Annotated in this window: 31 protein-coding genes; 7 read left to right on the top strand and 24 right to left on the bottom strand. The window is 64.4% G+C overall.

Features of this window, described 5'->3' with window-relative positions:
• Positions 1-122 precede the first annotated feature (122 nt).
• Positions 123-560 (top strand): Lrp/AsnC family transcriptional regulator, encoded by a 438-nt coding sequence (locus LOY54_RS08085; RefSeq protein WP_045200368.1) that lies wholly within the window; start codon positions 123-125, stop codon positions 558-560.
• A 14-nt stretch (positions 561-574) separates the two neighbouring features.
• Here the strand turns inward: LOY54_RS08085 and LOY54_RS08080 are convergent, their stop codons facing one another.
• Together LOY54_RS08080 and LOY54_RS08075 are read right to left on the bottom strand one after the other, a co-directional pair.
• A complete protein-coding gene (locus tag LOY54_RS08080; protein ID WP_258610109.1) occupies positions 575-1,486 on the bottom strand; it encodes a transporter substrate-binding domain-containing protein in 912 nt (303 codons plus the stop codon).
• Between the two features lie 35 nt (positions 1,487-1,521).
• Positions 1,522-2,763 (bottom strand): D-amino acid dehydrogenase, encoded by a 1,242-nt coding sequence (locus LOY54_RS08075; RefSeq protein ID WP_258610108.1) that lies wholly within the window; start codon positions 2,761-2,763, stop codon positions 1,522-1,524.
• Between the two features lie 105 nt (positions 2,764-2,868).
• Between LOY54_RS08075 and LOY54_RS08070 the strand changes: the two genes are divergently transcribed.
• The 3 genes from LOY54_RS08070 to LOY54_RS08060 are packed head-to-tail and all read left to right on the top strand — an operon-like array spanning position 2,869 to position 5,269.
• Positions 2,869-3,792, top strand: coding sequence for a LysR family transcriptional regulator (locus LOY54_RS08070; protein WP_258610107.1), 924 nt, complete (start codon positions 2,869-2,871; stop codon positions 3,790-3,792).
• A gap of 44 nt (positions 3,793-3,836) precedes the next feature.
• Positions 3,837-4,586 (top strand): hypothetical protein, encoded by a 750-nt coding sequence (locus LOY54_RS08065; RefSeq protein WP_258610106.1) that lies wholly within the window; start codon positions 3,837-3,839, stop codon positions 4,584-4,586.
• Positions 4,583-5,269, top strand: coding sequence for a hypothetical protein (locus tag LOY54_RS08060; protein WP_258610105.1), 687 nt, complete (start codon positions 4,583-4,585; stop codon positions 5,267-5,269). The genes LOY54_RS08065 and LOY54_RS08060 overlap by 4 nt, the downstream gene beginning before the upstream one ends.
• Before the next feature lie 3 nt (positions 5,270-5,272).
• Here the strand turns inward: LOY54_RS08060 and LOY54_RS08055 are convergent, their stop codons facing one another.
• From LOY54_RS08055 to LOY54_RS08045, 3 genes are all read right to left on the bottom strand, one after another.
• Positions 5,273-5,935 carry a hypothetical protein gene (locus LOY54_RS08055; RefSeq protein ID WP_045200362.1) on the bottom strand — a complete coding sequence of 221 codons (663 nt, stop codon included), beginning with the start codon at positions 5,933-5,935 and terminating at the stop codon, positions 5,273-5,275.
• A 209-nt stretch (positions 5,936-6,144) separates the two neighbouring features.
• A complete protein-coding gene (locus tag LOY54_RS08050; protein ID WP_195883382.1) occupies positions 6,145-6,483 on the bottom strand; it encodes an FKBP-type peptidyl-prolyl cis-trans isomerase in 339 nt (112 codons plus the stop codon).
• Positions 6,484-6,562: 79 nt separating this feature from the next.
• On the bottom strand, positions 6,563-7,501 hold the full coding sequence (locus LOY54_RS08045; RefSeq protein WP_258610104.1) for a DMT family transporter: 939 nt from the start codon (positions 7,499-7,501) through the stop codon (positions 6,563-6,565).
• Positions 7,502-7,654: 153 nt separating this feature from the next.
• Here LOY54_RS08045 and LOY54_RS08040 point away from each other — a divergent pair, with 153 nt between their 5' ends.
• Complete coding sequence (locus LOY54_RS08040; protein ID WP_258610103.1) at positions 7,655-8,548, top strand: LysR substrate-binding domain-containing protein; 894 nt, start codon at positions 7,655-7,657, stop codon at positions 8,546-8,548.
• Here LOY54_RS08040 and LOY54_RS08035 read toward each other — a convergent pair.
• Genes LOY54_RS08035 through ccmA form a run of 12 tightly spaced genes read right to left on the bottom strand, consistent with a single transcriptional unit; the run spans position 8,541 to position 17,330 of the window.
• Complete coding sequence (locus LOY54_RS08035) at positions 8,541-8,948, bottom strand: GFA family protein (RefSeq protein WP_045200354.1); 408 nt, start codon at positions 8,946-8,948, stop codon at positions 8,541-8,543. The two genes, LOY54_RS08040 and LOY54_RS08035, sit on opposite strands and share 8 nt — an antisense overlap.
• A 46-nt stretch (positions 8,949-8,994) precedes the next feature.
• A complete protein-coding gene (locus LOY54_RS08030) occupies positions 8,995-9,933 on the bottom strand; it encodes a 2-hydroxyacid dehydrogenase (RefSeq protein WP_258610102.1) in 939 nt (312 codons plus the stop codon).
• Positions 9,934-9,980: 47 nt separating this feature from the next.
• Positions 9,981-10,394 carry a lipoprotein gene (locus tag LOY54_RS08025; protein WP_045200350.1) on the bottom strand — a complete coding sequence of 138 codons (414 nt, stop codon included), beginning with the start codon at positions 10,392-10,394 and terminating at the stop codon, positions 9,981-9,983.
• A gap of 10 nt (positions 10,395-10,404) precedes the next feature.
• Positions 10,405-11,607 (bottom strand): c-type cytochrome biogenesis protein CcmI, encoded by a 1,203-nt coding sequence (ccmI, locus tag LOY54_RS08020; RefSeq protein WP_195883377.1) that lies wholly within the window; start codon positions 11,605-11,607, stop codon positions 10,405-10,407.
• Positions 11,600-12,076 (bottom strand): cytochrome c-type biogenesis protein, encoded by a 477-nt coding sequence (locus LOY54_RS08015; protein WP_045200346.1) that lies wholly within the window; start codon positions 12,074-12,076, stop codon positions 11,600-11,602. Before LOY54_RS08015 ends, ccmI begins: the two co-directional genes overlap by 8 nt.
• On the bottom strand, positions 12,073-12,606 hold the full coding sequence (locus tag LOY54_RS08010) for a DsbE family thiol:disulfide interchange protein (RefSeq protein WP_045200344.1): 534 nt from the start codon (positions 12,604-12,606) through the stop codon (positions 12,073-12,075). Before LOY54_RS08010 ends, LOY54_RS08015 begins: the two co-directional genes overlap by 4 nt.
• Entirely contained in the window at positions 12,603-14,576 is a 1,974-nt protein-coding gene (locus tag LOY54_RS08005; protein WP_176794336.1) for a heme lyase CcmF/NrfE family subunit, read from the bottom strand. The genes LOY54_RS08010 and LOY54_RS08005 overlap by 4 nt, the downstream gene beginning before the upstream one ends.
• Positions 14,577-14,587: 11 nt before the next feature.
• Positions 14,588-15,043, bottom strand: a complete 456-nt coding sequence (gene ccmE, locus LOY54_RS08000) for a cytochrome c maturation protein CcmE (protein ID WP_045200340.1) — start codon at positions 15,041-15,043, stop codon at positions 14,588-14,590.
• On the bottom strand, positions 15,040-15,216 hold the full coding sequence (ccmD, locus tag LOY54_RS07995; protein WP_038996352.1) for a heme exporter protein CcmD: 177 nt from the start codon (positions 15,214-15,216) through the stop codon (positions 15,040-15,042). The genes ccmE and ccmD overlap by 4 nt, the downstream gene beginning before the upstream one ends.
• Positions 15,213-15,989 (bottom strand): heme ABC transporter permease, encoded by a 777-nt coding sequence (locus LOY54_RS07990; protein ID WP_038996353.1) that lies wholly within the window; start codon positions 15,987-15,989, stop codon positions 15,213-15,215. Before LOY54_RS07990 ends, ccmD begins: the two co-directional genes overlap by 4 nt.
• A gap of 43 nt (positions 15,990-16,032) precedes the next feature.
• Complete coding sequence (gene ccmB / locus LOY54_RS07985; protein WP_026001415.1) at positions 16,033-16,701, bottom strand: heme exporter protein CcmB; 669 nt, start codon at positions 16,699-16,701, stop codon at positions 16,033-16,035.
• A complete protein-coding gene (gene ccmA, locus LOY54_RS07980; RefSeq protein WP_045200338.1) occupies positions 16,698-17,330 on the bottom strand; it encodes a cytochrome c biogenesis heme-transporting ATPase CcmA in 633 nt (210 codons plus the stop codon). Before ccmA ends, ccmB begins: the two co-directional genes overlap by 4 nt.
• A gap of 163 nt (positions 17,331-17,493) precedes the next feature.
• Here ccmA and LOY54_RS07975 point away from each other — a divergent pair, with 163 nt between their 5' ends.
• Complete coding sequence (locus tag LOY54_RS07975) at positions 17,494-19,062, top strand: flagellar hook-length control protein FliK (RefSeq protein ID WP_258610101.1); 1,569 nt, start codon at positions 17,494-17,496, stop codon at positions 19,060-19,062.
• On the top strand, positions 19,059-19,391 hold the full coding sequence (locus LOY54_RS07970; protein ID WP_045200334.1) for an EscU/YscU/HrcU family type III secretion system export apparatus switch protein: 333 nt from the start codon (positions 19,059-19,061) through the stop codon (positions 19,389-19,391). The genes LOY54_RS07975 and LOY54_RS07970 overlap by 4 nt, the downstream gene beginning before the upstream one ends.
• A gap of 75 nt (positions 19,392-19,466) precedes the next feature.
• Here LOY54_RS07970 and LOY54_RS07965 read toward each other — a convergent pair whose 3' ends face one another.
• The 7 genes from LOY54_RS07965 to LOY54_RS07935 form a co-directional block, all read right to left on the bottom strand.
• Positions 19,467-19,859 (bottom strand): DUF2802 domain-containing protein, encoded by a 393-nt coding sequence (locus tag LOY54_RS07965; protein ID WP_038996358.1) that lies wholly within the window; start codon positions 19,857-19,859, stop codon positions 19,467-19,469.
• Between the two features lies 1 nt (position 19,860).
• The gene (locus tag LOY54_RS07960; protein ID WP_010225041.1) at positions 19,861-20,340 is read right to left on the bottom strand and encodes a chemotaxis protein CheW; all 480 of its coding nucleotides are present in this window, start codon (positions 20,338-20,340) and stop codon (positions 19,861-19,863) included.
• 64 nt (positions 20,341-20,404) lie between these two features.
• Positions 20,405-21,262 carry a CheW domain-containing protein gene (locus tag LOY54_RS07955; protein ID WP_045200332.1) on the bottom strand — a complete coding sequence of 286 codons (858 nt, stop codon included), beginning with the start codon at positions 21,260-21,262 and terminating at the stop codon, positions 20,405-20,407.
• Positions 21,262-22,050, bottom strand: a complete 789-nt coding sequence (locus LOY54_RS07950) for a ParA family protein (RefSeq protein WP_045200330.1) — start codon at positions 22,048-22,050, stop codon at positions 21,262-21,264. Before LOY54_RS07950 ends, LOY54_RS07955 begins: the two co-directional genes overlap by 1 nt.
• Positions 22,051-22,095: 45 nt before the next feature.
• The gene (gene motD, locus LOY54_RS07945; RefSeq protein WP_045200328.1) at positions 22,096-22,983 is read right to left on the bottom strand and encodes a flagellar motor protein MotD; all 888 of its coding nucleotides are present in this window, start codon (positions 22,981-22,983) and stop codon (positions 22,096-22,098) included.
• A gap of 3 nt (positions 22,984-22,986) precedes the next feature.
• Positions 22,987-23,727 carry a flagellar motor protein gene (locus tag LOY54_RS07940; RefSeq protein ID WP_045200326.1) on the bottom strand — a complete coding sequence of 247 codons (741 nt, stop codon included), beginning with the start codon at positions 23,725-23,727 and terminating at the stop codon, positions 22,987-22,989.
• Positions 23,727-24,845, bottom strand: coding sequence for a chemotaxis response regulator protein-glutamate methylesterase (locus LOY54_RS07935; RefSeq protein ID WP_045200324.1), 1,119 nt, complete (start codon positions 24,843-24,845; stop codon positions 23,727-23,729). The genes LOY54_RS07940 and LOY54_RS07935 overlap by 1 nt, the downstream gene beginning before the upstream one ends.
• Between the last annotated feature and the right edge of the window lie 26 nt (positions 24,846-24,871).

Raw genomic sequence — 24,871 nt, 5'->3', positions numbered from 1 at the left:
CCTTGACGATGGGCAAATTATGGCAAGGGCAGCGGCGACCGTTCCAGTGGATAAAACAGGCTAGACTGACCTTGTACCTTTACTATCAAGGCAGTTTTCGCATTTTGCCTAACGAGGCCTGTATGACCGACGATATCGACCAACTGTTGATCAAGGCACTGATGGAAGACTCGCGGCGCTCGCTCAAGGCCCTGGCGCAGCTCAGCGGGCTGTCAGCACCGAGCGTCAGCGAACGCCTGCGCCGCCTTGAAGAGCGTGGCGTGCTCAAGGGCTACACGGTAGAGATCGACCCGCGCTGCTTCGGCTACCAGCTACAGGCCATCGTCCGCGTGCGGCCGCTGCCCGGGCAACTGCAGGAAGTGGAGCGGCAGATCATGGCCATCCCCGAGTTCACCGAGTGCGACAAGGTCACCGGCGATGACTGCTTTATCGCGCGCCTGCACGTGCGCTCGATGGAAGAGCTCGATACCGTGCTGGACAAGCTCAACAGCCACGCCGAGACCAACACCGCGATCGTCAAGAAGACCCCGGTGAAACGGCGCTTGCCGCCGATGGCCTGATAACAGCGCAGAAACTACTGCACCGGCTCGCTCGACGGCCTGGCAATCAGGCCCTTCAGTTCACTGGTCATCGCAAACTCCAGATTCAGGCCATTGGGCGGGATCGGCTGCTGGAACCAGCGGTTGTAGATCGACTCGATGCGCCCGCTGCGATAGACATCCGCCAACGCTTCATTGACCAGCGCCAGCAAGCCCTCATCGCCCTTGCGCACCATGCAGCTGTAGATCTCCTTCGATTGCGCCTCGCCCACCACCACCCAGTCGTGCGGATTGCGCGCCTTGGCCCGCTCGCCGTACAGCAGCGCATCATCCATGTAGAACGCCGCCGCGCGCCCGGACTGCAGCATCATGAACGCCTCGCCGTGGTCCTTGGCACTGATCACCGAAGCCCCCAACTGGTGCTCCAGGTTGTAGTTCTTCAGGTACTTCTCGTTGGTGGTGCCGGCGGTGCTGACCACATTCTTGCCCTTGAGGTCATCCAGGCCCTGAATGCCGCTGTCTTTTTTGGTCAGCAACTGGCCTTTGACGAAAATAAAGCCATAGGAGAAATCCACCTGCTTCTGCCGCTCGGCGGTGACCCCGGTGGTGCCGCACTCCAGATCGACCGTGCCGTTCTGCACCAGCGGGATGCGCGTCTGCGAAGTCACCAGGTTGTAGCGCACCTTGAGCGGCGGCACCGCCAGCTTGGCCTGCAGGTGCTTGACGATCTCAGCCGCAAGATCGACCGAATAGCCCATGGGCTTGCCGCTGTGGTCGCCCACATAAGAAAAAGGAATGGACGAGTCGCGATAGCCGAGGGTGATGCTGCCGGATTCGGCGATCTTCTTCAGGCTGCCGCTGAGCGTCGGCGTTTGCGCCAGCAGCGGCTGGGCAAAACACAATGACAGGGCAAGCAGAGCAGGACGGTGCAAACGGGGAATCGACATCGGGACACTCCTTGCGGTTGTTGTTCTTGTTCGGTTCAGGCCGCCCGTGGGGTCAGGCCGTGCAGGTCGATTGACGGCGCGCGACCCGCGATCAGTTCGGCCAACAGCTGGCCACTGGCGCAGGCCAGGGTGAAGCCCAGAGCGCCGTGGCCAAGATTGAGCCACAGGTTGCGATACGCCGTGGCCCCGAGCAACGGTACGCCGCTGGGGGTGGCCGGGCGCATGCCGGCCCATTCGCGGGCCTGGGCGTAGTCGGCGGCATCGGGCAAGGTCGCCCCGGCCAACTGGCGCATGCTCGCCAGCCGTGCCGGATCGAGCGATTCATCAAAGCCGACGATGTCGACCATGGCGGCGACGCGCAGTTGGTCTTCGAGGCGGGCATAGACGATTTTGCGGTCGTAGTCGGTGATGCTTACCTGCGGCGCCCGCTGCCCGGCCTTGATCGGTGCGGTCAGGCTGTAGCCTTTTAGCGGATAGATCGGCAACTGCAGCCCCGGCAGGCCGAGGCTGGCGCTGCGGTGCCCGGCGCACAGCACCAGGCGCTCCACCGGCACGACCTGCTCGCCCAGCTCCAGCGCCTGCACTACCCCACCACTGTGGCGGATGCGCGTCACTGCCTGCCCGAGCATCAGGCGGCATTGCCCCGACGCCTGCAGGCGCTCGACCAGCGCCAGGCAGAAACGATGACAATCGGCGACCTCTTCATCCGCGGTGAACACCCCGCCAATGAACGGCGCATCGGCCAGGGCCGGTTCCAGCGCGCGGATCTCCTGCGCCTCCAGCACCTGCTGGCCCTGCGGGTCGAGCAGGTGCTGGCGGGCATGGGCAAAGGTTGCGCGATTACGAAAGGTCACCAGCTTGCCATTGCGCCGCCAGGCAAAGCCGTCCAGGCCATCGTCCTCGCGCCATTGCTTGAGCGTACCCTGGCTGTGCAAGGCCAGGCGTAGCAGGTGTGCGGCATTGGTGCGATTGACCGAACTGCGACACGCCGCCATGAACGCGCCCATCCAGCGCCACTGCGCCAGGTCCAGGCGCGGGCGTAACTTGAGCGGTGACTCGCTGCGCAGCAGCCAGCCCAGCGCCTGCAACGGCACCCCGGCATCGGCCAGCGGCGCGACATAGCGATAGGACAACTGCCCGCCATTGGCAAAGCTGGTGCCGCCCGCCAGGCCCTCGCGTGCCTCGACCAGATCGACGGCAAAGCCTTCGCGCACCAGCGCGTAGGCCGTTGCCAGACCAATCACGCCGCCGCCGATCACCGTTACCCGCTGTGCCATGTGCTTTCATCCGCCAATTTGAAGGCCTTCAGACTAGGCCCGGTGACAGCCTGACGATAATGAATAAAAATGGGCAGACCATAAACAAAGGTTATGGGCTACCCCATGCGCTTGCGTCATATCGAAGTGTTCCAGGCCATCCGCCAGACCGGCTCCATCAGCGGCGCCGCGCAGTTGCTGCACGTCACCCAGCCGGCGGTGTCGAAAATACTCCAGCACGCCGAAGCGCAGCTGGGTTTCCCGCTGTTCCTGCGGGTGCGCGGCAAGTTGCAGATCACCCCCGAGGCCCTGGCCCTGGAACGCGAAGTCGACAAGGTCAGCGACAGCATTGAAGGGGTGCGGCGCCTGGCCGCCAGCCTGCGCCGGCAACCGGGCATGAGCCTGCGCATCGGGGCGACGCCGGCGCTGGCCCTGGCGCTGTTTGCGCCGGTGATCCGCCAATGGGCCGAGCGCCACCCGCAGTCCGAATGCGAACTGTCGAGCCTGCACAGCCGCGAGCTGGTGCAGCAGTTGCTGATGCGCGAAATCGATGTCGCCCTGACCTTGCGCCACCCCGAACACCCCGGCCTGAATGTCCAGCCCCTGGCCCACGGCAAGCTGGTGGCACTGGCCCCCAAAGGCTACTGGAGCGCAGACAGCCAGGGCTTGGCGCTGGCAGTTGAAGAACTGGCCGATGCGCCCTTGATCGGCCTGAGCAGCAGCGACCCGCTGGCCGCCCAGGTCGGCCAGTACCTGAAGAACCTTGAGCCGGCGCCGCGCACCAGCATCCGGGTGCAGACCTACTCCCTGGCCCGGGCCATGGTCGAATCCGGAGCCGGGCTGGCCTTGATCGATCCGTTCACCGCCCAAGGCTCGGCGCAAACGCTGGTGCGGCCGTTGGATCCGGCCTTGCCGATTACCCTGTACGCCCTGACCCGCGCCAACGAAAGCCAGCCGCACACGCTCGACGACCTCTTGCAACTGTTCAGCGAACGGGCCGAAGAACAGATCGCCCACGTCAGCCGCGCGTCTCGCCTTGAAAAGCGCTGACAAGCAGCCCATCCTTGCGCCCTCACCTTTGCAAGGATCGCAGCATGGTTCGACTTTTCATTGCGTTTGCCGCGCTGTTCGCCAGTGCCACCGTCCTGGCCGTGCCGCCCGTGCACGTCTATCGCGGCACCCAGGGCGACACCGCCATTGAAGTCGCCCTGACCTACGACGCCCAGCACAAGACCCTCGAGGGTTACTGGCTTGATGAACAGCGCCAGTGGCTGATCCCGCTTGAGCGCACGCCCCATGACTATCGCTTGCCGCTGTTGATCAACATCTTCAACAACCCGGAGCTGCCGTCCGCTGCGCTGCTGATTCAGCCGTTTGCCTTCAGCCACGACCGCGAGCTGACCGGCACCCGGGTTGATCTGCGCAACCGCGAACGACAGGCGCTGGCGCTCAAGCGCGTGACCCGCTTCAGCGACCGTCAGGATTCGTCCTGGCAGGGCGAACTGCTGCAACTGCCGCTGGACGGCCGCCGGCTATTTCGCGTGCATGCACACAAGGCCGCCGGCGAGTATGTCGGCACCATCGATCGCATCACTGTCCTCGATCGCACCAGCGGCCAGCCGGTGCAGGTCATCGATAACCTGGCGCTGTTTTTCCAGGGCACTGCGAGCCTGAGTTTTGCCGACTTCAACGCTGACGGTGTGACCGATTTCAAGGCCATCCCGGTCGGGCAATTGGCCAGCGGCGGTGCTGCAGGGCAAAACCCGCAGTACTACGTGTATCAAGCCGACAGCAATCGCTATGAGCTCAAGACCGAGCAACACGCCAGGGAGCGCAACCAATGAACACCTTGGGCAAATGCCTGCTGGGCGCCGGGTTGCTCGGCCTGAGCCTGGGCGCCCAGGCTTACCAGTCCGTTTACCAGGGCACCCTGGGCAAGCAGGCGATCACCCTGGTGATCGAGAAAACCAATGACTACAAGCACGGTTTCTACTTTTACGACCGCTACCGCACGCCGATCCGCCTCAAGCGCTCGGTCAACGCCGGCCGCCAGTTGTTCATGGACGAACTGGACAGCGCCGGTCTGCCCACCGCTCGGCTGAAGTTCTACAACCCCGATGACAACGCCGCCACCAAGCCGATACTCGGCACCTGGACGGCCTACGCCAATGCCCGGCAACTTCCCCTGGAGTTGCGCCTGGTAGCGGACTTCGGTCATCAACAGGTCTGGCCTGCCGGCACTGCGTCACTGCCCCAGGCGGCCTCTACCGAGCGTTTCTATTTCCAGATTCCGCTGGCCGATGACCACGACCGGGTGAAGACCATCGAGGTCATCGACAAGGCCAGCGGCAAGCGCGTGCAAACCCTCGAGGTAGGCCTGCCCGGTTGCTACAGCCAGGGTATCGACAGCGTCAAGGTGCGTCTTGAAGGCGGCAGTACCCAGGTGCTGCTGGAAGCCAACAGCTATTGCCTGGGCAAGGTGTTTGAATGGCGCGAGGCCAAGGGGCAGTTCGAAGCGCTGAACTGAGCATCAGCTCGGGCAGCTGTGCTCGCCGTTGTTCAGGCCCTGCTTGTAGTTGCGGCTGAGCAGGCTGGCCTTGCCGTCGTGCCAGGTCAGGGTCAGTACGTACATCGAGTCGAAATCCTCACCGTCCCAGTCGTCGGTGATCACCCGTTTTTCACCGAGGGCCTTGCCGGCCACGGTGTTGATCAGTTCCGGCAGGTAGCCGTGGGACCAGGCGGTATAGACGGTGGCGTTGCGGTACTTGTCCTGCAGCAGTTCGTCGGCCAGATCGCCGGTATCGTTGGCGCCGAAGTCGATGTTCACCGGCAGGCCGAGCTTGATGGCACTGGGGCTGATGGTCATCAGCGGGCGGATATAGCTGTAGGCGTCGTCGTTGCTGCCCTCTTCGACGTGCCGGGACGGGTTGGCCGCGAACACATAGTCGGCCTTGCCGAACTTCTCCGGCAGCAAGGTGGCCAGGTCCAGGGCACGGTTCAGGCCCTGGCAGTTGAGCTGCCCCAGGCCCTCGCCGGGCTTTTCGGCATGACGCAGGAACACCAGGGTCTGCACACCGTCCACAGGTGCTGCGCGGCTTTCCAGCGCCTCGACGGCCAGCAGGCCGACACCGGCAAGCAGGGCAAGGGACAACGCAGCGTGACGGTGACGCTTGAACAGGGAGGGCAACTTCATAGGGCTCTTCACAGCAAAAAGGGTTGAGGCTGACCCGCCTGTGCCACCCCGCGGCCGAAGCCGCGGGGGGATCCCTGTCTGATGCTCCATCCGTGGAATCGGGCATGCTTCAGAGTGCAAGAATGCCATTTGGTTCGATCCCTGAGCGCTCGGCCCTGAGCCAGAGCTACTGTAGCGCCTTGATGTTGCTGAATTAAGACCGACGGCACTCAATCGTCGCGGGTAAGGACTTCGAGCAGCTCGATCTCGAAAGTCAGGTCGGAGTTGGGCGGGATCTTGCCCATGCTGCGCTCGCCATAGCCCAGGTGCGCCGGCACCAACAGTTTGCGCTTGCCGCCGACCTGCATGCCCATCAGGCCCTGGTCCCAGCCCTTGATCACCCGGCCGGTGCCGATCACGCACTGGAACGGCTTGCCACGGCTGTGGGAGGAATCGAACTCCGTGCCGTCGGCGAGCCAGCCGGTGTACTGGGTGGTGATCAGCGCGCCCTTGACCACGGCCTTGCCGTCGCCTGGCTGGATATCGATGATTTGCAGTTCGCTGCTCATGCTTGACCTCGTTGAAGCGGGATATGCCTTTGGTGGCCAGCGTTTTCGCAGGGTTGGCGAGGTTTTGCAAGGCCAGCGATCAAGCCTGGGCAGTCACCACCACCCTGCCCGGCTCGTGCTGGCGCATCGACCAGCAGACGCCGCCGATCACCAGGACAATCGCCAGGCCCTCCAGCAGGCTCGGGCCGCTCTGACGCCAGATGAAGGCGTAGAGCAAAGCGAACAGGGTCTCGAAGACGATCAACTGGCCGCTCAACGTCACTGGCATGCGCTTGGACGCGGCATTCCACAGCAGCGCCGCCAGCCACGAGCCGAACACCGCGCAACCCAGGCTGTACAGCCAGAACAGCGTCCAGCGCTCAGGCGCCGCCTCGACCTGCAACTGCGCCGGCTGCCACAGCGCCAGCAGCGCCACCAGCACCAGGCTCAACACGCCGGTCATCACCCCGTTGAGCACCGACCATTGATGGCTGTCGAAATGCCCGCACTGCTTGAGGTAACGGCTGTTGTGCACCGCGTACCAGGTCCAGCAGGCCAGCGCGCCGAGGGCATAAAGCACCCCGGCCAGTTTGTCGGCCACCGCTCCCGGCTCGAGGGCAAAGGTCTGCAGGTTGATACAGAGCATGCCGGCCAGGATCAGGCCCAGCGGCAGCAACAACTGGCGCAGCGCCACCCCGCCGCTGTCGTGACGGCCATACAGGGTGATGGTCAGCGGCAGTACGCCGACAATCAACGACGCCGGCGCTACACCCAAGCGCTGGATCGCCGCCACCAGGCAGATGAAGTACAGCAGGTTGCCGATCAGCGCCAGGCGCCCGATCATCCACAGGTCGCCCAGGGTCAGGCGTGCGAGGGCCTTGCGCATGGGAATCGCCAGCACCAGGGTCACCAGGCCGAACAGCACGAAACGCGCGCAGCTGAGCAGCACCGGGCTGAACTCCGGCAACAGCTGCGGCACCATCAATACCAGCCCCCACATCGCACCGGCTACCCCGGCATACGCCACACCCCGTTTCACGTGCCTGCTCCTGTTCAAAGAAGAGCGCAGGCTAACGCCTGGACAGCGCCCGGACAAAAGATCATTCGGCATGCAGGCATTCCCTGCAGGAATACCTTTCACGCTGAAAGCATCGACCTTATGATTCAGACATTCCCCAGACCGGACCGTCACATGAGCCGCTTCAGCCGTCACCTGCCGCCCCTGGACACCCTGATCGCGTTCGAGGCAGTGGTGCGTACCGGCAGCTTTACCCGCGCGGCCAGCGAGCTGTACCTGACCCAGAGCGCGGTGAGCAAACAGATCAAGCTGCTGGAAGAACACCTCGGCGCGCTGCTGTTCGAGCGCCGCGCCCGGGGCATCGCGCTGACGGCGGCCGGCGACGGCTTCAATGCCATCGTCGAGCCCATGCTGGAAAGCCTGCTGGCCAATGTGCTGCGTCTTAAAAGCGGCCACGGCAGCCGCAACGTCAGCGTCATCTGCACCCATGCGGTGGCCCAGTACTGGTTGTTTCCGCGCCTGCTGCGCTTCAACGAACAGCACCCGGAACTGACGGTGAACATTCATGCCAGCAACGAAATCAGCGAAAGCGATATTGGCAATTACGACTTCGGCATTCTCTATGGCCATGGCCACTGGAGCTCGCTCAAGGCCAGCAAGTTGTTCGATGAGGCCATCTACCCGATTGCCAGCGTCAAACGTGCCCTGCCCGCTGTGCAGTCACTGAGTGAGTTGCAAGCCTTGCCGTTGATCCAGCTGGATGCCTCGGCCTGGAACTGCCTGGACTGGCAGGACTGGTTCGGCCATCAGGGCTTGCGTTACCAGGCGCCGGCCAATGCGGTGACCTTCAACCAGGTCAACCTGGTGTTCGATGCGGTGATGCAGGGGATGGGCGTGGGCCTTGGCTGGGAGTTCATGGCCCGCGAGCGGATCGACAACGGCCTGATCCGCCAGGTCTCGGAGTTTGTCGTGCACACCGGGCAAGCCGACTACCTGGTGCACGACAAACAGGCCCCGCGCTCGCCGGCGGCGCAGGTGTTCGAGGACTGGTTGCTGGCGCTTAGCTGAACATGGCTTCGACTTCGGCTGCGGTCATCGTCGGCGTGCCTCGGGCCAGGCAGTAGTACTCAGGTTTCTTGTCGATATACACCTGTAGGTCGAACACCCAGTCGGTGTCACCCTCAAGTACACCCACCGACACCGCGTCGAAATTGCCGGATTTCAGCCGGTACAACAGGTGCGTGCCACAGGCGCCGCAGAACCCCCGCTGGGCCCAGTCGGAGGAGTCATGGAACACCGGCTGGCCGCGGGTGAACTTCACCGGCTGCGCGCAGTGCACCGACAAAAACGGCCCGCCGCCCCACTGCCGGCACATGCCGCAATGGCAGGCGTTGACGCTGGCTTTCTCAAGGCTGACGCTGAGTTTGACGGCGCCGCACAGGCAGCTACCGTGTTTTTCCAGGGACATGATCAAGGCTCCTTGCTGGGAGAAGAGCCGGCAAGTCTAGCAGCTGTCAGGCCGTGACCGGGGTCAGCACCGGCTCGCCGGCAAAAAACGCCTGCAGGTTGCGTAGCACCAGTTGCACGGTGTCGCGCGCCGCTTCCGGCGACTGGCCGGCGACGTGCGGGGTCAGCACTACCGTGGGCAAGGTTTTCAAGGAGTCAGGCACTGCCGGTTCGTCATCGAACACATCCAGCCCGGCACCGGCGATCACGCCGTTTTCCAAGGCATCGACCAGGTCCGCCGTGCTGACGACGCTGGCCCGGGCGATGTTGACCAGAAAGCCCTCTGCCCCCAGCGCTTCAAGCACCGGCTTGTCGATCAACTGGCGAGTAGCGGCGCCGCCCGGGGTGGCGACAATCAGAAAGTCCGATTCCCGGGCCAAGGCCAGGGGGCTGTCGCAATAGTGATAAGCGACGTCGCTACGCGGCGTGCGGTTGTGGTAATTCACCGGCATGTCGAAGCCCTGCGCCGCCCGCTTGGCGATCGCCAGGCCGACCGCGCCGAGGCCGAGAATGCCCAGGCGCTTGCCGCTGACCGACGGGCTGATCACCCGGTTCCACTCGCCACGGCGGGTCGAGGCATCGGCGCGGGGAATATCGCGCACCACCGCCAGCAGCAAGGCCATGGCATGGTCGGCGACCGCCGCGGCATTGGCGCCAGCACCGTTGGTCACGGTAATACCCCGGGCAGCAGCGGCCGCAAGGTCGACCTGCTCGTAACCGGCACCGATCACGCAGATGATTTTCAAGGCGGGCAACGCGGCCATTTCATCGGCGTACAGGCCCAGCGGACCACGAGTCAGCACTGCATCTATCTGGCTGCCATGGCGGGCAATGGCCTCGGCGCGCAAGGCCGGGGTCTGCGCGCGGATCAGGCGAAAGCCGTTGTTTTCCAACAGGGGAAGGTAATCGTCGACCGTTTCTACCAGCACCAGTACCGTCTGTGTCATGCCTTGCTCCCGGGCTATTGGCGAGGGGGCATTATGCGCAGCTCCGGTTACTGGGCGAAAGCCCGGCCCAGACCGCCTGGCACGCCACTGCTGTCGGTTTCCTGCCAGGGGCCGTTGAGGTTGGTCGACCAGCTCCAGCCGTTGTTCCAGCGGTAGTAGGTGCGCTGGCGGTAGAAGGTGTTGGTCTTGCCGTCGAGCACATACACGCCCAGGCGCGGGTCCCAGTGGCTGGCGCCACCGGGCGGAGGCGCAAAGCTCGGTGAGGTACGCTGCACTGGCTTGGGCACCGGGGTCACGGCCGGCTTGCTTGGCACCGCGCCCGGCTTGGGCGCAGGCTTGCTGCCTGGGCCTGGTGGCAGGGTTTCGATTGGCGGCGCGGTGGGTTCGGAGGGCTGGTGAACGGTACATGCACTCAAGCCCACAACCAGGGAAAGAAGGGTCAGGCGTGCGATGCTGTTCATAGTCGGTCTCTTACTGGTCCGGGCTGTCGATGGTCAGGTGCTGCGCAGCGGTCGTGCTGCTGGCCAGCGGAGCACCCTTGCCAACCCATTCGCCCTGGGTCGGCTGGCCAGCGCGAGAGATGCGCGCAACCAGTTGGACTTCAGGGAAGCTCGACAGTTTCATGTTCGGCATCATCGCGTCGCTGTCGCTCAGCTCGACCTCGATCGGCAACTGCGCCACGGTTACCCGCTTGGCCGCCAGCGGCATCGGCGGGCCGGAACTTGCACGGGCAAAGATGAATACAGTGTCATCGGCCTTGACCTTGTCCTTGAGCGCCGCCGCAAGCTCGACCCGAACCTTCAGGCGTGCCGTGCCCTGCTCGGCAACTGCCGGTGCGGCCTTGCCCTCGCCGGCCTTGAGCTTGTCGCTGGCGCGCTCGATACCGCCCTGCAGCGCTGCCCGCGAGGCGTCGCCCTCGGGCAGTTGCGCCAGCAGGCGGTTCCAGTAATCGATGGCTTGCTGGTAGTGCTCAGCCTCGAATGCAGCGATGCCCAGCAGGCCAAGGCTGGTGACTTCGTTGGGGTCGGCCTTGAGCGCTTCGTCGGTGAGGGCCTGCAATTGCCCGCTCCATTGTTTGTTGTTGGCAAAGTACAGCGCCTGCGCCCACTGCCCGAGCAGCTCCGGCTGGCGCCCGGCAACCGCGGCGGCACGCTCGAAGACCTTGGCGGCGTCGGCCGGACGTTCCTGGGCCATGTAGGCACGGCCAAGGAAGTACAAGCCTTCGGCCGAATCCGGCTGGGCCTTGACGGCCAGCTCCAGGCGGCGGGTCATTTCTTCCATGGACTGCGGCGCCTTGGCGAACTGCTGGGTCAGCTCGACCTGCTCGCTGGCACCAAAGTGCAGGTACAGGCCCAGGCCCATCAGCGGCACCAGCACCGCCGCCAGCAGCGGCAAGGGTTTGCCCAGGCGGCCCAGGCGCTGCGGTTCAGCGCCCTCGGTGTCGGCCAGCAGCTCGCGCGCGGCCTCGTCGCGGCCCTTGCCGAACTGCTCGGCATCGAGCACCCCGGCGGCCTGCTGGCTTGCCAGTTCGGCGACGCGCTCCTGATACAGGGCGACGTTGAGGGCGGTACGGTCTTCTTCCTGTTGCGCACGACGGCCGCGCAACACCGGGATCAGCAAAAAGCTCAGGGCCACCAGCAACAGCAGGCCTGCAGCAAGCCAGAAATCAGTCATGGGTCTGTTCTTTGTCCAGCAATTTGGCGAGGCGCTCACGCTCCTCGGACGAAAGGTCGGCGTTGCCTGCTGCCGCCTGGCCACGGCGCTTGCGCACGATCAGCGCGAGCACGGTGAAGCCGCCCAGCAGCAACACGCCAGGGCCAAACCAGAGCAGCCAGGTGCGGGCGCTCAGGGCCGGTTTGTAGCGGACGAAATCACCGTAGCGATCGACCATGAAGTCGATGATCTGCTGATTGCTCTGGCCCTCGCCGAGCATGCGGAAGATCTCCCGGCGCAGGTCGGCGGCAATCGGTGCGTTGGAGTCGGCGATGTCCTGGTTCTGGCACTTGGGGCAGCGCAGTTCCTTGGTCAGCTCGTGATAACGCGCGCGTTCCGCCTCATCGGCAAACTGGTAGGTATCGATCGCCGCCTGGGTTACCCCGGCCAGGCTCAGGCCGAGCACGGCGGCCGCCAGCCAGCGCTTCATGGCTTGGCCTCATCGACCAGGCTCTGGTACTGCGGCGCCAGTTGCTCGCGCCAAACGGTGGCGTCGACCACCCCGACGTGCTTGTAACGGATGACGCCCTTGGCATCGATCAGGAAGGTTTCCGGCGCGCCATAAACACCCAGGTCCAGGCCCAGGCTGCCCTGCTCGTCACGGATGTCGAGCTGGTAGGGGTTGTGGAACTCGGCCAGCCACTTCAGTGCGGCGGCGTTGTCGTCCTTGTAGTTGACGCCGTGGATCACCACGCCCTGCTCGGCCAGCTTGTTCAGGTACGGGTGCTCGACCTTGCACGACGGGCACCAGGTGGCCCAGACGTTGACCAGCGCCGGCTTGCCGAGCAGGTCGGCCTCGGTCAGCGGCTTGCCGTCGACCGATTGCAGGGCAAAGGCCGGGAACGGCTTGCCGATCATCGCCGAGGGCAGTTCGCTCGGGTCGAGGAACAGCCCGCGGTAGAGAAACACCGCCACCAGCAGAAACACCGCCAGCGGCAGCACCATGATCCAACGCTTCATGCAGTAGCTCCAGACATGCCCAGTGCCTCACGCACACGGGTTTTGACCTTGACGCGATAGCGACCATCCAGTGCCGCCAGCAAACCGCCCAGGCCGGTCAGCAGGCCGCCCAGCCAGATCCAGCGCACAAACGGTTTGACGTGCACCCGCACCGCCCAGGCGCCGTTATCCAGCGGCTCGCCGAGGGCGACGTAGAGATCACGGGTGAAACCGGCATCGATGCCGGCTTCGGTCATCATCGACTGCTGCACGGTGTACAGGCGTTTTTCCGGGTGCAGCACGCTGATCTCACGACCGTTTTCGACCACCCGCACGGTGCCCTTGTCGGAGGTGAAGTTCGGCCCCTCAAAATGCTTGGCGCCCTCGAAGATGAACTGGTAACCGGCCAGCTCCACCGACTCGCCCGGCGCCAGGCGCAGGTCGCGTTCGGCGCTGTTGTTGCTCGACAGCACCACGCCCAGGGCGCACACCGCCAGGCCCAGGTGGGCGACGTGCATGCCCCAGTAGCTGCGGTTGAGGCCGCGCAGGCCTTTGAACAAGCCTTTGTGGCGGGTCTTGTCGAGGATGTCGCGGGCCCCGGCCAGGACAATCCACGCAGCCAGGGCAAAGGTGGTCAGCACCTGCCAGTCAAAGTCATCCACCAGCAGGCCGCCGATCGGCGCCAGCACGGCGCTGGCGATCAGCACCGGGGTGAGCATGCCCAGCAGCCATTTGCTCGGGGTGTCTTTCCAGCGCACCAGCACGCCCACCGCCATGACTACCATCAACAGCGCCATCAACGGGATGAACAGCGCATCGAAGTACGGCGGGCCGACCGACAGCTTGGCCCCGGTCAGGGCATCGAGAATCAGCGGGTAAAGGGTGCCGAGCAGGATCATCGACGCCGCCACCACCAGTATCAGATTATTGGCCAGCAGCAGGGTTTCCCGCGACCACAGGGCAAAGCCGACCTGGCTCTTGACCACTGGCGCGCGCAGGGCGAACAGGGTCAGCGAACCGCCGACCACGAACAGCAGGAAGATCAGGATGAAGATGCCGCGCTCAGGGTCGGAGGCAAAGGCATGCACCGAGGTCAGTACCCCGGAACGCACCAGGAAGGTACCCAGCAGACTCAGGGAGAACGCGGCAATGGCCAACAGCACCGTCCAGCTCTTGAACACGCCGCGCTTCTCGGTGACCGCCAGCGAGTGAATCAGCGCGGTGCCGACCAGCCAGGGCATGAACGAGGCGTTCTCGACCGGGTCCCAGAACCACCAGCCGCCCCAGCCCAGCTCGTAATAGGCCCACCAGGAACCGAGGGTGATGCCGATACCGAGGAAGGCCCAGGCGACGATGGTCCACGGCCGCGACCAGCGCGCCCAGGCGGCGTCCAGGCGCCCGCCAAGCAAGGCGGCGATGGCAAAGGCAAAGGCCACCGAGAAGCCCACGTAGCCCATGTACAGCATCGGCGGGTGAACGATCAGGCCGATGTCCTGCAGCAGCGGGTTGAGGTCGGCGCCGTCACTCGGCATCTGCGGCAGCAGGCGCTTGAACGGGTTGGAGGTGATGATCAGGAACGACAGGAAGCCGACGCTGATCATGCCCATCACCGCCAGCACCCGCGCCAGCATCACCTGCGGCAATTGCCGGGAGAAGATCGACACGGCAAAGGTCCAGCCGCCGAGGATCATCGCCCACAGCAGCAGCGAGCCCTCGTGGGCGCCCCACACGGCGCTGAACTTGAAGTACCAGGGCAAGGCGCTGTTGGAGTTGTTGGCCACATAGGCAACCGAGAAGTTGTCGGTCATGAAGGCGTGGGTCAGGCAGGCGAAGGCGAACGCCAGAAAGGCGAACTGGCCCCAGGCGGCCGGGCGCGCCAGGCTCATCCACAGGCTGTCGCCGCGCCAGGCGCCGAGCAGCGGGATGGTGGCCTGGACACAGGCGAAGCAGATCGCCAGGATCATCGCCAGCTGGCCCAGTTCAGGAATGATCAGTGCCGCATTCATGGCTTGGCTCCGGCATCGGTGGCGACCTGGCCGCTTTCCTTGAGGGCCTTGGTGACTTCTGGCGGCATGTATTTCTCGTCGTGTTTGGCCAGCACTTCATCGGCCACTACCACGCCTTCGGCGTTGAGCTTGCCCAGGGCGACGATGCCCTGCCCTTCGCGGAACAGGTCGGGGAGGATGCCGCGGTAGGTGATCGGCACCGACTTGTTGAAGTCGGTGACCACGAAGCGCACGTCCAGCGAGTCGCCGGAGCGTTGCAGCGAGCCTTTCTCGACCATGCCGCCAGCGCGGATGCGGGTGTCCAGCGGCGCTTCGCCGTTGGCGATCTGGGTCGGGGTGTAGAACAGGTTGATGTTCTGTTGCAGGGCACTCAGGGCCAGGCCCACGGCAATGCCAATCCCGGCCAGCAGGCCGAGGATGATGAACAGACGCTTTTTACGCTGCGGATTCACGGTTTGTTCTCCCGGCGCAGACGGCGCGCCTGTTCTTGCAAATAACGGCGCTTGGCGCGCACCGGCGCGGCGACGTTGAGGGCCAGCACCAGCAGGCAGATGCCGTAGGCCGACCAGACGTACAGGCCGTGATGGCCCATGGCGAGAAAATCACTGAAGGAGGCAAAGCTCATCGCGCCATCTCCCGACCCAGGCTGTTCAATACCTCCTCCTTGACCCAGCTGGCGCGCGCCTCGCGCTTGAGCACTTCAAGGCGCATGCGCAACAACAGCACGGCGCCGAAGAAGCAGTAGAAACCCAGCACCGTCAGCAGCAGCGGCAGCCACATCTCGGCGGGCATCGCCGGCTTTTCGGTGAGGGTGAAGGTGGCGCCCTGGTGCAGGGTGTTCCACCACTCCACCGAGTACTTGATGATCGGGATGTTGATCACCCCGACGATGGCCAGCACCGCGCAGGCCTTGGCCGCGCTCTCACGATTGCTGATGGCATGGCTCAGGGCAATGAGACCGAAGTACAGAAAAAGCAGGATCAGCATCGACGTCAGTCGCGCATCCCAGACCCACCAGCTGCCCCAGGTCGGCTTGCCCCAGATGGCGCCGGTGACCAGCGCCACGGCGGTCATCCAGGCGCCGATGGGCGCCGCGCATTGCAGGGCGACGTCGGCGATCTTCATCTTCCACACCAGGCCCACCACCCCGGCCACCGCCAGCATCACGTAGCAGGACTGGGCAAGCATCGCCGCCGGCACGTGGATGTAGATGATCCGGAAGCTGTTACCTTGCTGGTAATCCTGGGGCGCGAAGGCCAGGCCCCAGACCACGCCGATGCCGATCAGCAGGATGGCGGCAATCGCCAGCCACGGCAGCATCCGCCCGCTGATGGAATAGAACCATTTGGGTGAACCCAGTTTGTGAAACCACGTCCAGCTGATTGCGCTGCTTTTCATCACGGTACATCCAGGGTCTTTGCTGGGCTGGGCCCAGACCTCATTATTCGCCGACGCTGATCTTCAGGCCAGCCGCTATTGCAAAGGGTGCCAGAGTTACTGCCAGGGCGGTCAGGCTGCCAAGCCAGAGCAGATAACCGGTCGCCGGCATAGCTTGCAGTGCCGCCTGCAAGGCGCCACTGCCCAGGATCAATACCGGGATATATAACGGCAAAATAAGTAGCGCCAGCAGCAGGCCGCCACGTTTCAAGCCGACTGTCAGGGCCGCACCCACGGCGCCCAACAGGCTCAGTACCGGGGTACCGAGCAAGAGCGATGCCAGCAGTACCGGCAGGCACGCCGCAGGCAAACCTAGCATCAGTGCCAGCAAGGGTGCCAACAATACCAGTGCCAGGCCGGAAAAGGCCCAGTGTGCCAGCACTTTCGCCAGCACCAGAAGAGGCAGGGGGTGCGACGAAAGGACCCACTGTTCGAGCGAGCCATCCTCGAAATCACTGCGGAAAAGCCCGTCCAGCGAGAGCAGAACCGATAAAAGCGCTGCCACCCAGACCAGCCCCGGAGACAAGGTTTGCAACAATTGAGTCTCGGGTCCGACCGCCAACGGGAACAGCGCAACGACGATGGCGAAGAACACCAGCGGGTTGGCAAGCTCGGCGGGACGTCGGCACAACAGGCGCGCTTCACGGCGCAACAACAGCACAAAGACACTCATGCGGCCCACTGCCCCAGGTTCAGTTCACGGTAACCGGACGGCTTGCGCTCCAGCGTGTGGTGGGTGGTCAGCACGACCATGCCGCCCTGCTCGCAATGGGCGGCCAGGTGCGCTTCGAGCTGGGCCACGCCCTGTTTGTCGAGGGCAGTGAACGGTTCGTCGAGAATCCACAGCGGCGGGCTGTCCAGGTACAGCCGGGCCAGGGCCACGCGGCGTTGCTGACCGGCCGACAGGGTATGGCAGGGGACGTCTTCAAAACCCCGCAGGCCGACCGCTTCAAGGGCCGTGCGGATGGCCGCCGGCGCTGCCGGGCGATGCAGGGCGCAGAGCCAGGCGAGGTTCTCTTCGGGGCTGAGGACATCCTTGATGCCGGCGGCGTGGCCGATCCACAGGAGGATCCGCGCCAGTTCGTTGCGCTGTTCGGCCAACGGCTTGCCGCTGACTAGAATCTGCCCGGCGGTCGGGCTCATGAGCCCGGCCATCAGGCGCAACAGGCTGGTCTTGCCGCTGCCGTTGGGGCCGCTGATCTGCAGCATGTCGCCTGCGCCCAGGTGCAATTCGAGGTTTTCGAAGAGCATTCGCCAGTCGCGCTCGCAGGCCAGGCCCACGGCTTGGAGATGAGGGGTCACGGTTTCGCCTTATGCTTGGGATGCCTGTCTCAAGTCGGTCCCGGCCTTGCCGTTATACTGGCAACGACGATGTGGCCCGGCCGCGCTGATCGCCAAAGATCGGGCGGCATTATACATGTGATGTCCTACTGCAAAGAGGGCTATTTCAACAGGTTGCGAGCGGATGACAGGCGAAATCAACAACCTCGGCACACAGATTCCGGCCAGCCCGCAGCTGCGCTCGGCGATGACCGGCGAACTGCTGCGCCTGCTGCAACCGCAGCAGGCCCTGCTGGCCCCGGGCGAAACCGCCAAGGCCGAGGTCTTGGCCCTGCGCCAGGTCGGCCAGGACTTCCAGATGCTGCTCAAGCTGACCCAGGACAACGGCAAGCAAACCAATGTCCAGGCCAGCAGCGCCCTGCCCCTGGCCCAGGGCAGCCAGCTGGCGGTCACCCAGAGCAGCAATGCCAACCTGAGCATTACAGTGCAGCAAGCCATCGCCAGCAGCGTCGCCACCCTGACCCGCATCGACACCCGCGAGCTGCCGGTGGGCACCCTGCTGCAAGGCAAGGTCATTACCAGCCAGGCATTGCCGGCAAACGCCGGCCAATTGGCGCAGTTTCGCTCGCTGGTCACTTTGCTCGGCGGCCCGCAGGCCGGCGCCACCCTGGCCATCGACAGCCCGCGTCCGCTAACGGTGGGCAGCTTGCTCAGTGCCCGGGTGCAGGGCGATCAGTCGCTGAGCTTCGTGCCGCTCAGCGGCCGCCAGGAACAACTGGCAATCAGCCAGCAATTGAGCAGCCAGCAGAGCCGCCAAGCCTCACTGCAGGGTTTGCTCAGCGCCCTGCAGCAGGTGCGCAGCGATAACAATCAGCCCGCCGAGGTACGCATTAACGTCGACAAGTTGCTGGCCAGCCTGCCGGACGTGCGTCAACTCAGCGACCCTAAAGGCCTGGCCCAGGCCCTGAGCAACAGCGGCGTGTTTCTTGAGGCCAAGCTGCTGGCCGGGCTGCCCGCGACACTCGCACCTGACCTCAAGGCGCAGGTGACGCGCCTGGTGGCGCAACTGCTGCCGGGGCTGCCGGGCAACGCCACCTTCAACCCCGCTGCGGCCGCCAGTACCCTGGCCCAGGTCATGCCCGGCATGGTCCGCAGCGCCCTGGGCATGCTCGGCCAGGTCAGCCCGCGACCACAGCCCGGCGGTTTCCCCCTGCCCTCACGGTCATTGCCAAGCCAGGACGGGGAAGGCGACCTCGAGCACCTGTTGCGCCTGGCCGCCTCCGCTATCTCGCGCCTGCAAAGCCATCAGTTGGCAAGCCTTGAGCAGACCGGCACCACCGCCGATGGCAACCTGCAAACCACCTGGCAACTGGAAATCCCCCTGCGCAACGGTCAGGACTTCATGCCGCTGCAAATGAAGCTGCAGCGCGAAGAAACCCCGGAGCAGCAAAGCGACCCGGAACGTGAGCGTCGCGATCCTCTGGAAATGCTCTGGCGCATTGAGCTGGCCTTCGATCTCGATCCACTGGGGCCACTGCAGGTGCAGGCGCAAATCACCCAGGGCAGCCTGTCGAGCCAGCTATGGGCCGAACGGCCGAGCACTGCGCAATTGATCGAAAGCCAGCTTGGCAACTTGCGCGAACGCTTGCTGGCCCGTGGCCTGAACGTTACCGAACTGCACTGCCATCACGGCACACCGCCCCAGGGGCCGCGTACGCACCTGGAACAACGATGGGTGGATGAACAGGCATGAGCGACAAGAACCCACGCCAGGCCATCGCCCTGACTTACGACGGTCAGCAGGCCCCGACCCTCAGCGCCAAGGGCGACGACGAGCTGGCCGAGGCAATCCTGAAGATTGCCCGCGAGCATGAAGTGCCGATCTACGAGAACGCCGAACTGGTGCGCCTGTTGGCGCGTATGGAATTGGGCGATCAGATCCCCGAGGCCCTGTACCTGACCATCGCCGAAATCATCGCTTTTGCCTGGCAGCTCAAGGGCAAGGTGCCGGTGGGGTTTGTCGACGAGGGGCCGCAGGAGCGCGATATCACCCCTACCGACCTGAGATTGCCGGGTACCTGAAAGCATCGCGGGGCAAGCCCGCTCCCACACAAGGTGTAGGAGCGGGCTTGCCCCGCGATTGATTCACTGCAACCCTCAGCTGCGGTGCAACTTGCTCATCAACTCCGCCTCAGCCTGGGTCAAACCACAGGACTGGGTCAGCTCATCGACGCTGGCACCCATGCCCACCAGCCGCGCCGCTTGCGCAAACGACAGGCTGTTGGGGTCACGCTGCTCCAGTTGCAGGAGCTTGTCCGGCAAGGGCGCAACCACCGCGCGCAGCTCGTGCAGGGCTTCGCCCATACGCACGCTGCCGTTCTGGTAGTCGTCCAGGCTTTTGGCCAGGTCCTTGATGCGCTGGTCACGCACGGCATCGCCCTGGGCCTGTTGCGCGGCCAGCTCGCGCTGGCGCTTGCTGTAGTTCAGGAAGAACCACAGGCTGACCGCCCAGAGCAGCGCCAGAAATATGACTGCAACCTCGAGGATCAACTCAGATGTTCTCCAGCTCGGACCACTCTTCCTCGGTCATCATTTTGTCCAGCTCGACCAGAATCAGCAGTTCGTTGTTCTTGTTGCACACGCCCTGGATGAACTTGGCCGATTCTTCGTTGCCGACATTCGGCGCGGTCTCGATTTCCGACTGACGCAGGTAAACCACTTCGGCAACGCTGTCGACCAGAATGCCGACCACTTGCTTGTCGGCTTCGATGATGACGATACGGGTGTTGTCGGTGATCTCGCTGGACAGCAGGCCGAAGCGCTGGCGGGTGTCGATCACGGTGACCACGTTACCGCGCAGGTTGATGATGCCCAGCACGTAGCTCGGGGCACCCGGGACCGGGGCGATCTCGGTGTAGCGCAGGACTTCCTGCACCTGCATCACATTGATGCCGTAGGACTCGTTGTCCAGTTTGAAGGTCACCCACTGCAGGATCGGATCTTCGGAACCTTGTGCAGACGATTTTTTCATTCCCCTATCCCTCAAATTCCGCCATCGGCGGTGTGCTCAGTGTGGTCGCGGCAGATGCGGCCGATTATTTATGGGTGTTGTGCAGTTGCTTGACTGCGCCGCTGGCGATCAACTCGGCCAGCTCGGCGACGTCGAGCAACGCGCACATGTGTTCAATCACGGTGCCGGCCAGCCATGGCCGCTGGCCACGCTGGCTGCGCCACTTGATCTCGTTGGGGTCCAGGCGCAGCGAACGGCTGACCTGATGCACCGCCAGGCCCCATTCGTAGCCCTGGACCGAAATCACGTACTGCAGGCCCTGACGAAAGTCGTCCCGGTAGCGGTCGGGCATGACCCAGCGCGCGGTGTCCAATACCTTGAGGTTGCCGCTCTGGCTCGGCAGGATGCCAAGGAACCAGTCAGGCTGGCCGAACAGTGGTGTCAGTTCATGGCCGGCCAGCGAGTAGATCGAGCCCAGGCACACCAGCGGTACCGCCAGGGTCAGGCCGGCAACATCGAACAGCAGGCATTCGAACGGCTCGGCGGCCCAGGCCGGACGGCCATCGATGGTGGCCGGCGGTACCGGTTGATTGGGCGCCGGCGGCAGGTGCACGTCCACCAGCGGCTCGACCGGTGCAACCTGGGCAACCTCAGGCACTTCGACCACAGGCTCCAGCACAGGCTCGACAACCGCTGGCAAGGTCAGCGGCAATACCGGCCGAGATGGCTCGGCAAACGGCCGTGGTTCGGGTTTTACCGCGGCCTGGGCCGCCACCTGGGCATCACGGGCCTGCTCTTCGCGCACAGCCGCCTGGAATTCGTCGGGCTCAACCGAAACTGGCAGCACTTCGTCGAGTTCTTCGGTGGCCTCCTGCAGCAAGCCATCGAGGTAGCTCTGCAGGGCCATCTGCGGCCGGCTGGCAAGCTGTTGAGGACGATTCATCAGGCCACCTGCAAGGCAAGGTTCTGCGTCAGCAGGTGCTTGAGCAAGGCGCGGTAAGCCACCACGCCGCGGCTTTTGCCGTCGAACTGCGAGGGTGTCAGGCCAGCCCGGCTGGCATCACGCAGGCGCGTGTCGACCGGGATGTAGCCTTGCCAGATATGCTCGGGGTAAGCGTCGCGCAGCACCCGCAAGGTACCCATCGAGGCCTGGGTACGGCGGTCGAACAGGGTCGGCACGATGTGGTAAGGCAAGGCCTGCTTGCGCGAGCGGTTGACCATCGCCAGGGTGCTGACCATGCGCTCCAGGCCCTTGACCGCCAGGTACTCGGTTTGCACCGGGATCACCAACTGCTGGCTGGCCGCCAGGGCGTTGACCATCAGCACGCCGAGCAACGGCGGGCTGTCGATGATGGCGTAGTCGAAATCCTGCCAAAGCTGCGCCAGAGACTTGGCGATCACCAGGCCCAGGCCACTCTGGCCCGGCGACTGGCGCTCAAGCACGGCCAGGGCGGTGCTCGAGGGCAGCAGCGAGATTTTCTCGTCGCTGGTGGGCAACAGCAATTGCCCGGGCAAGCCCTCGGGCACCGTGCCCTTGTGCAGGAACAGGTCGTAGCAACTGTGCTCCAGCGCATCGGGGTTGTGCCCGAAGTAGCTGGTCATCGACCCGTGCGGGTCGAGGTCGACGACAACCACGCGCTTGCCCGCCTCGGCCAGCAGGCCGGCCAGGGCGATGGACGTGGTGGTCTTGCCGACTCCACCTTTTTGATTGGCTACTGCCCAGACTCTCATTGCGTTGCTTCCTCCCGGTACGGCAGCCTGCCCTGCCGGGATCGGTTATAGGGTCGGTGACGGGGAATTGACGCGATTGTCGCCCACCGTCGGTGCTACCGCTGGCGGTGCAGTTTGTGTGCCAGCCCGCTTCATCGCCGCGTCCGGGGTGGCATTGGCGCTGCCAGTGCCAGTCAGGCTGCGGCGTACTTCGAGGTTGCGCGAGATCACCAGCACCACCCGTCGGTTGCGCGCCCGGCCTTCAGCGCTGTCGTTGGCGGCGATCGGCTGGAACTCGCCATAGCCGACCGATGCCATGCGCGCCGGGTTCACCCCTTCCATCGCCAGCAGGCGGACGATACTCGCCGCCCGTGCCGATGACAGCTCCCAGTTGGTCGGGTACTGCGCGGTGCGAATCGGCAGGTCGTCGGTAAAGCCTTCGACGTGCACCGGGTTGGCGAACGGCTTGAGGATCTTCGCCACCTTCTCGATGATGTTGAACGCCACGTCGCTGGGCATGGCGTCGCCGCTGCCGAACAGCAGCGAGGAATTGAGTTCGATCTCGACCCACAGCTCGTTGCCGCGCACGGTCATCTGGTCGGACTTGATCAGGTCGCCGAAGGCGTCGCGCACGTCATCGGTGATGGTCTTGAGCGGGTCGCTGCTGGTTTGCGCCAGGCCCGCATCGACCTGCTCGCTGTCCTTGATCAACGGCTCGGCCGGCTTGACGCTGAGCGGGCGCTCGTCGCCAATGGGGATCGGCTTCATGCTCCGCTCGGGGTCGTTGAACACGCCGATCAGCGCCTGGGAAATGACCTTGTACTTGCCCTCGTTGATCGACGAGATCGAATACATGACCACGAAGAAGGCAAACAGCAAGGTGATGAAGTCGGCGTAGGACACCAGCCAGCGTTCGTGGTTTTCATGCTCTTCGGGTTGTCGACGGCGCGCCATGTGTTACTCCATGAAGCCCTGAAGCTTCAGCTCGATCGAGCGCGGGTTTTCGCCTTCGGCGATCGACAGCAAGCCTTCCAGAAGCATTTCCCGGTAGCGCGACTGACGCAGGGCCAGGGCCTTGAGCTTGTTGGCGATCGGCAGCAGGATCAGGTTGGCACTGGCAACACCGTAAATGGTGGCGACGAAGGCCACGGCAATGCCGTTGCCCAACTGCGACGGGTCAGCAAGATTGCCCATGACGTGAATCAGGCCCATCACCGCACCGATGATACCGATGGTCGGCGCATAGCCGCCCATGCTCTCGAACACCTTGGCGGCCTGCACGTCGCGGCTTTCCTGGGTGTAGAAATCCACCTCGAGAATGCTGCGAATGGCTTCCGGCTCGGCGCCGTCGACCAGCAGCTGCAAACCTTTGCGTGCGTACGGGTCCGGCTCGGCATCGGCGACGCCTTCCAGGCCCAGCAGGCCTTCCTTGCGTGCGGTCAGCGACCAGTTGACGACCCGGTCGATACCGCCAGCCAGGTCGACCCGTGGCGGGAACAGGATCCAGCGCACGATCTGCAGCGCGCGCTTGAAGGCGCTCATCGGCGATTGCAGCAAGGCCGCCGCCAGGGTGCCGCCGAGCACGATCAAGGCCGCCGGGCCATTGAGCAGTGCCGACAGGTGGCCGCCTTCGAGGTAGTTGCCGCCCACAATGGCGACAAAGGCCAGGATGATCCCGATAAGGCTCAAGACATCCATCAGACGCAGGCCTCGACCAGGTGCTTGCCGATCTCGTCCAGGCCATACACGGCGTCTGCCAGGTTGGCTTTGACGATGGCCATGGGCATGCCGTAGATCACGCAGCTGGCTTCATCCTGGGCCCACACGGTGCTGCCGCCCTGCTTGAGCAGGCGTGCACCTTCACGGCCGTCGGCGCCCATGCCGGTGAGCACCACCGACAGCACCTTGTCGCCATAGGACTTGGCCGCCGAACCAAAGGTGATGTCCACGCACGGTTTGTAATTCAGGCGCTCGTCGCCCGGCAGGATCTTCACCGTGCCGCGGCCGTCGACCATCATCTGCTTGCCGCCAGGGGCCAGCAGGGCCAGGCCCGGGCGTAGCATGTCGCCGTCCTCGGCTTCCTTGACGCTGATCTTGCACAGCTTGTCGAGGCGCTCGGCAAACGCCTTGGTAAAGGCCGCCGGCATGTGCTGGATCAGCACGATCGGCGCCGGGAAGTTGGCCGGCAACTGGGTCAGAACCCGCTGCAGGGCAACCGGGCCGCCGGTGGAAGTACCGATGGCAACCAGCTTGTAGGGTTTGCGCTTGGGTGCCGGCGAAGCACTCGATGCTGGCGCAGCCGCTGCGCGCACAGGTGCTGCGGCGCGTGGTGCAGGCGTGCTGCCCAGGCTGCTGACGGCAGGTTGCGCGGCTGGCTGCGGCGCGGGCGCCGGGCTTGCGTAGGCACTGAAACGACGGTTGCTGCGGGAAATGGTATGAACCTTTTCACACAGCAGTTGCTTGACCTTCTCCGGGTTGCGCGAGATGTCTTCGAAGTTCTTCGGCAGGTAGTCGACCGCACCGGCATCCAGCGCATCGAGGGTGACGCGGGCGCCTTCGTGGGTCAGCGAGGAGAACATCAGCACCGGGGTCGGGCAACGCTGCATGATGTGACGCACGGCGGTGATGCCATCCATCATGGGCATTTCGTAGTCCATGGTGATGACATCGGGCTTGAGCGACAGCGCCTGGTCGATCGCTTCCTTGCCATTGGTCGCGGTACCGACGACCTGGATAGTCGGGTCCGCTGAAAGAATTTCCGAGACGCGGCGGCGGAAGAAACCGGAATCATCCACCACCAGGACCTTGACTGCCATAAACACTCCATTAGGGGGCGCGGCAT

The organism is Pseudomonas sp. B21-032, from assembly GCF_024748965.1.
In the GTDB taxonomy this organism is placed as follows: domain Bacteria; phylum Pseudomonadota; class Gammaproteobacteria; order Pseudomonadales; family Pseudomonadaceae; genus Aquipseudomonas.
Note: the sequence above shows the minus strand (reverse complement) of the source record. Positions and strands in the feature narration are given on the sequence as shown.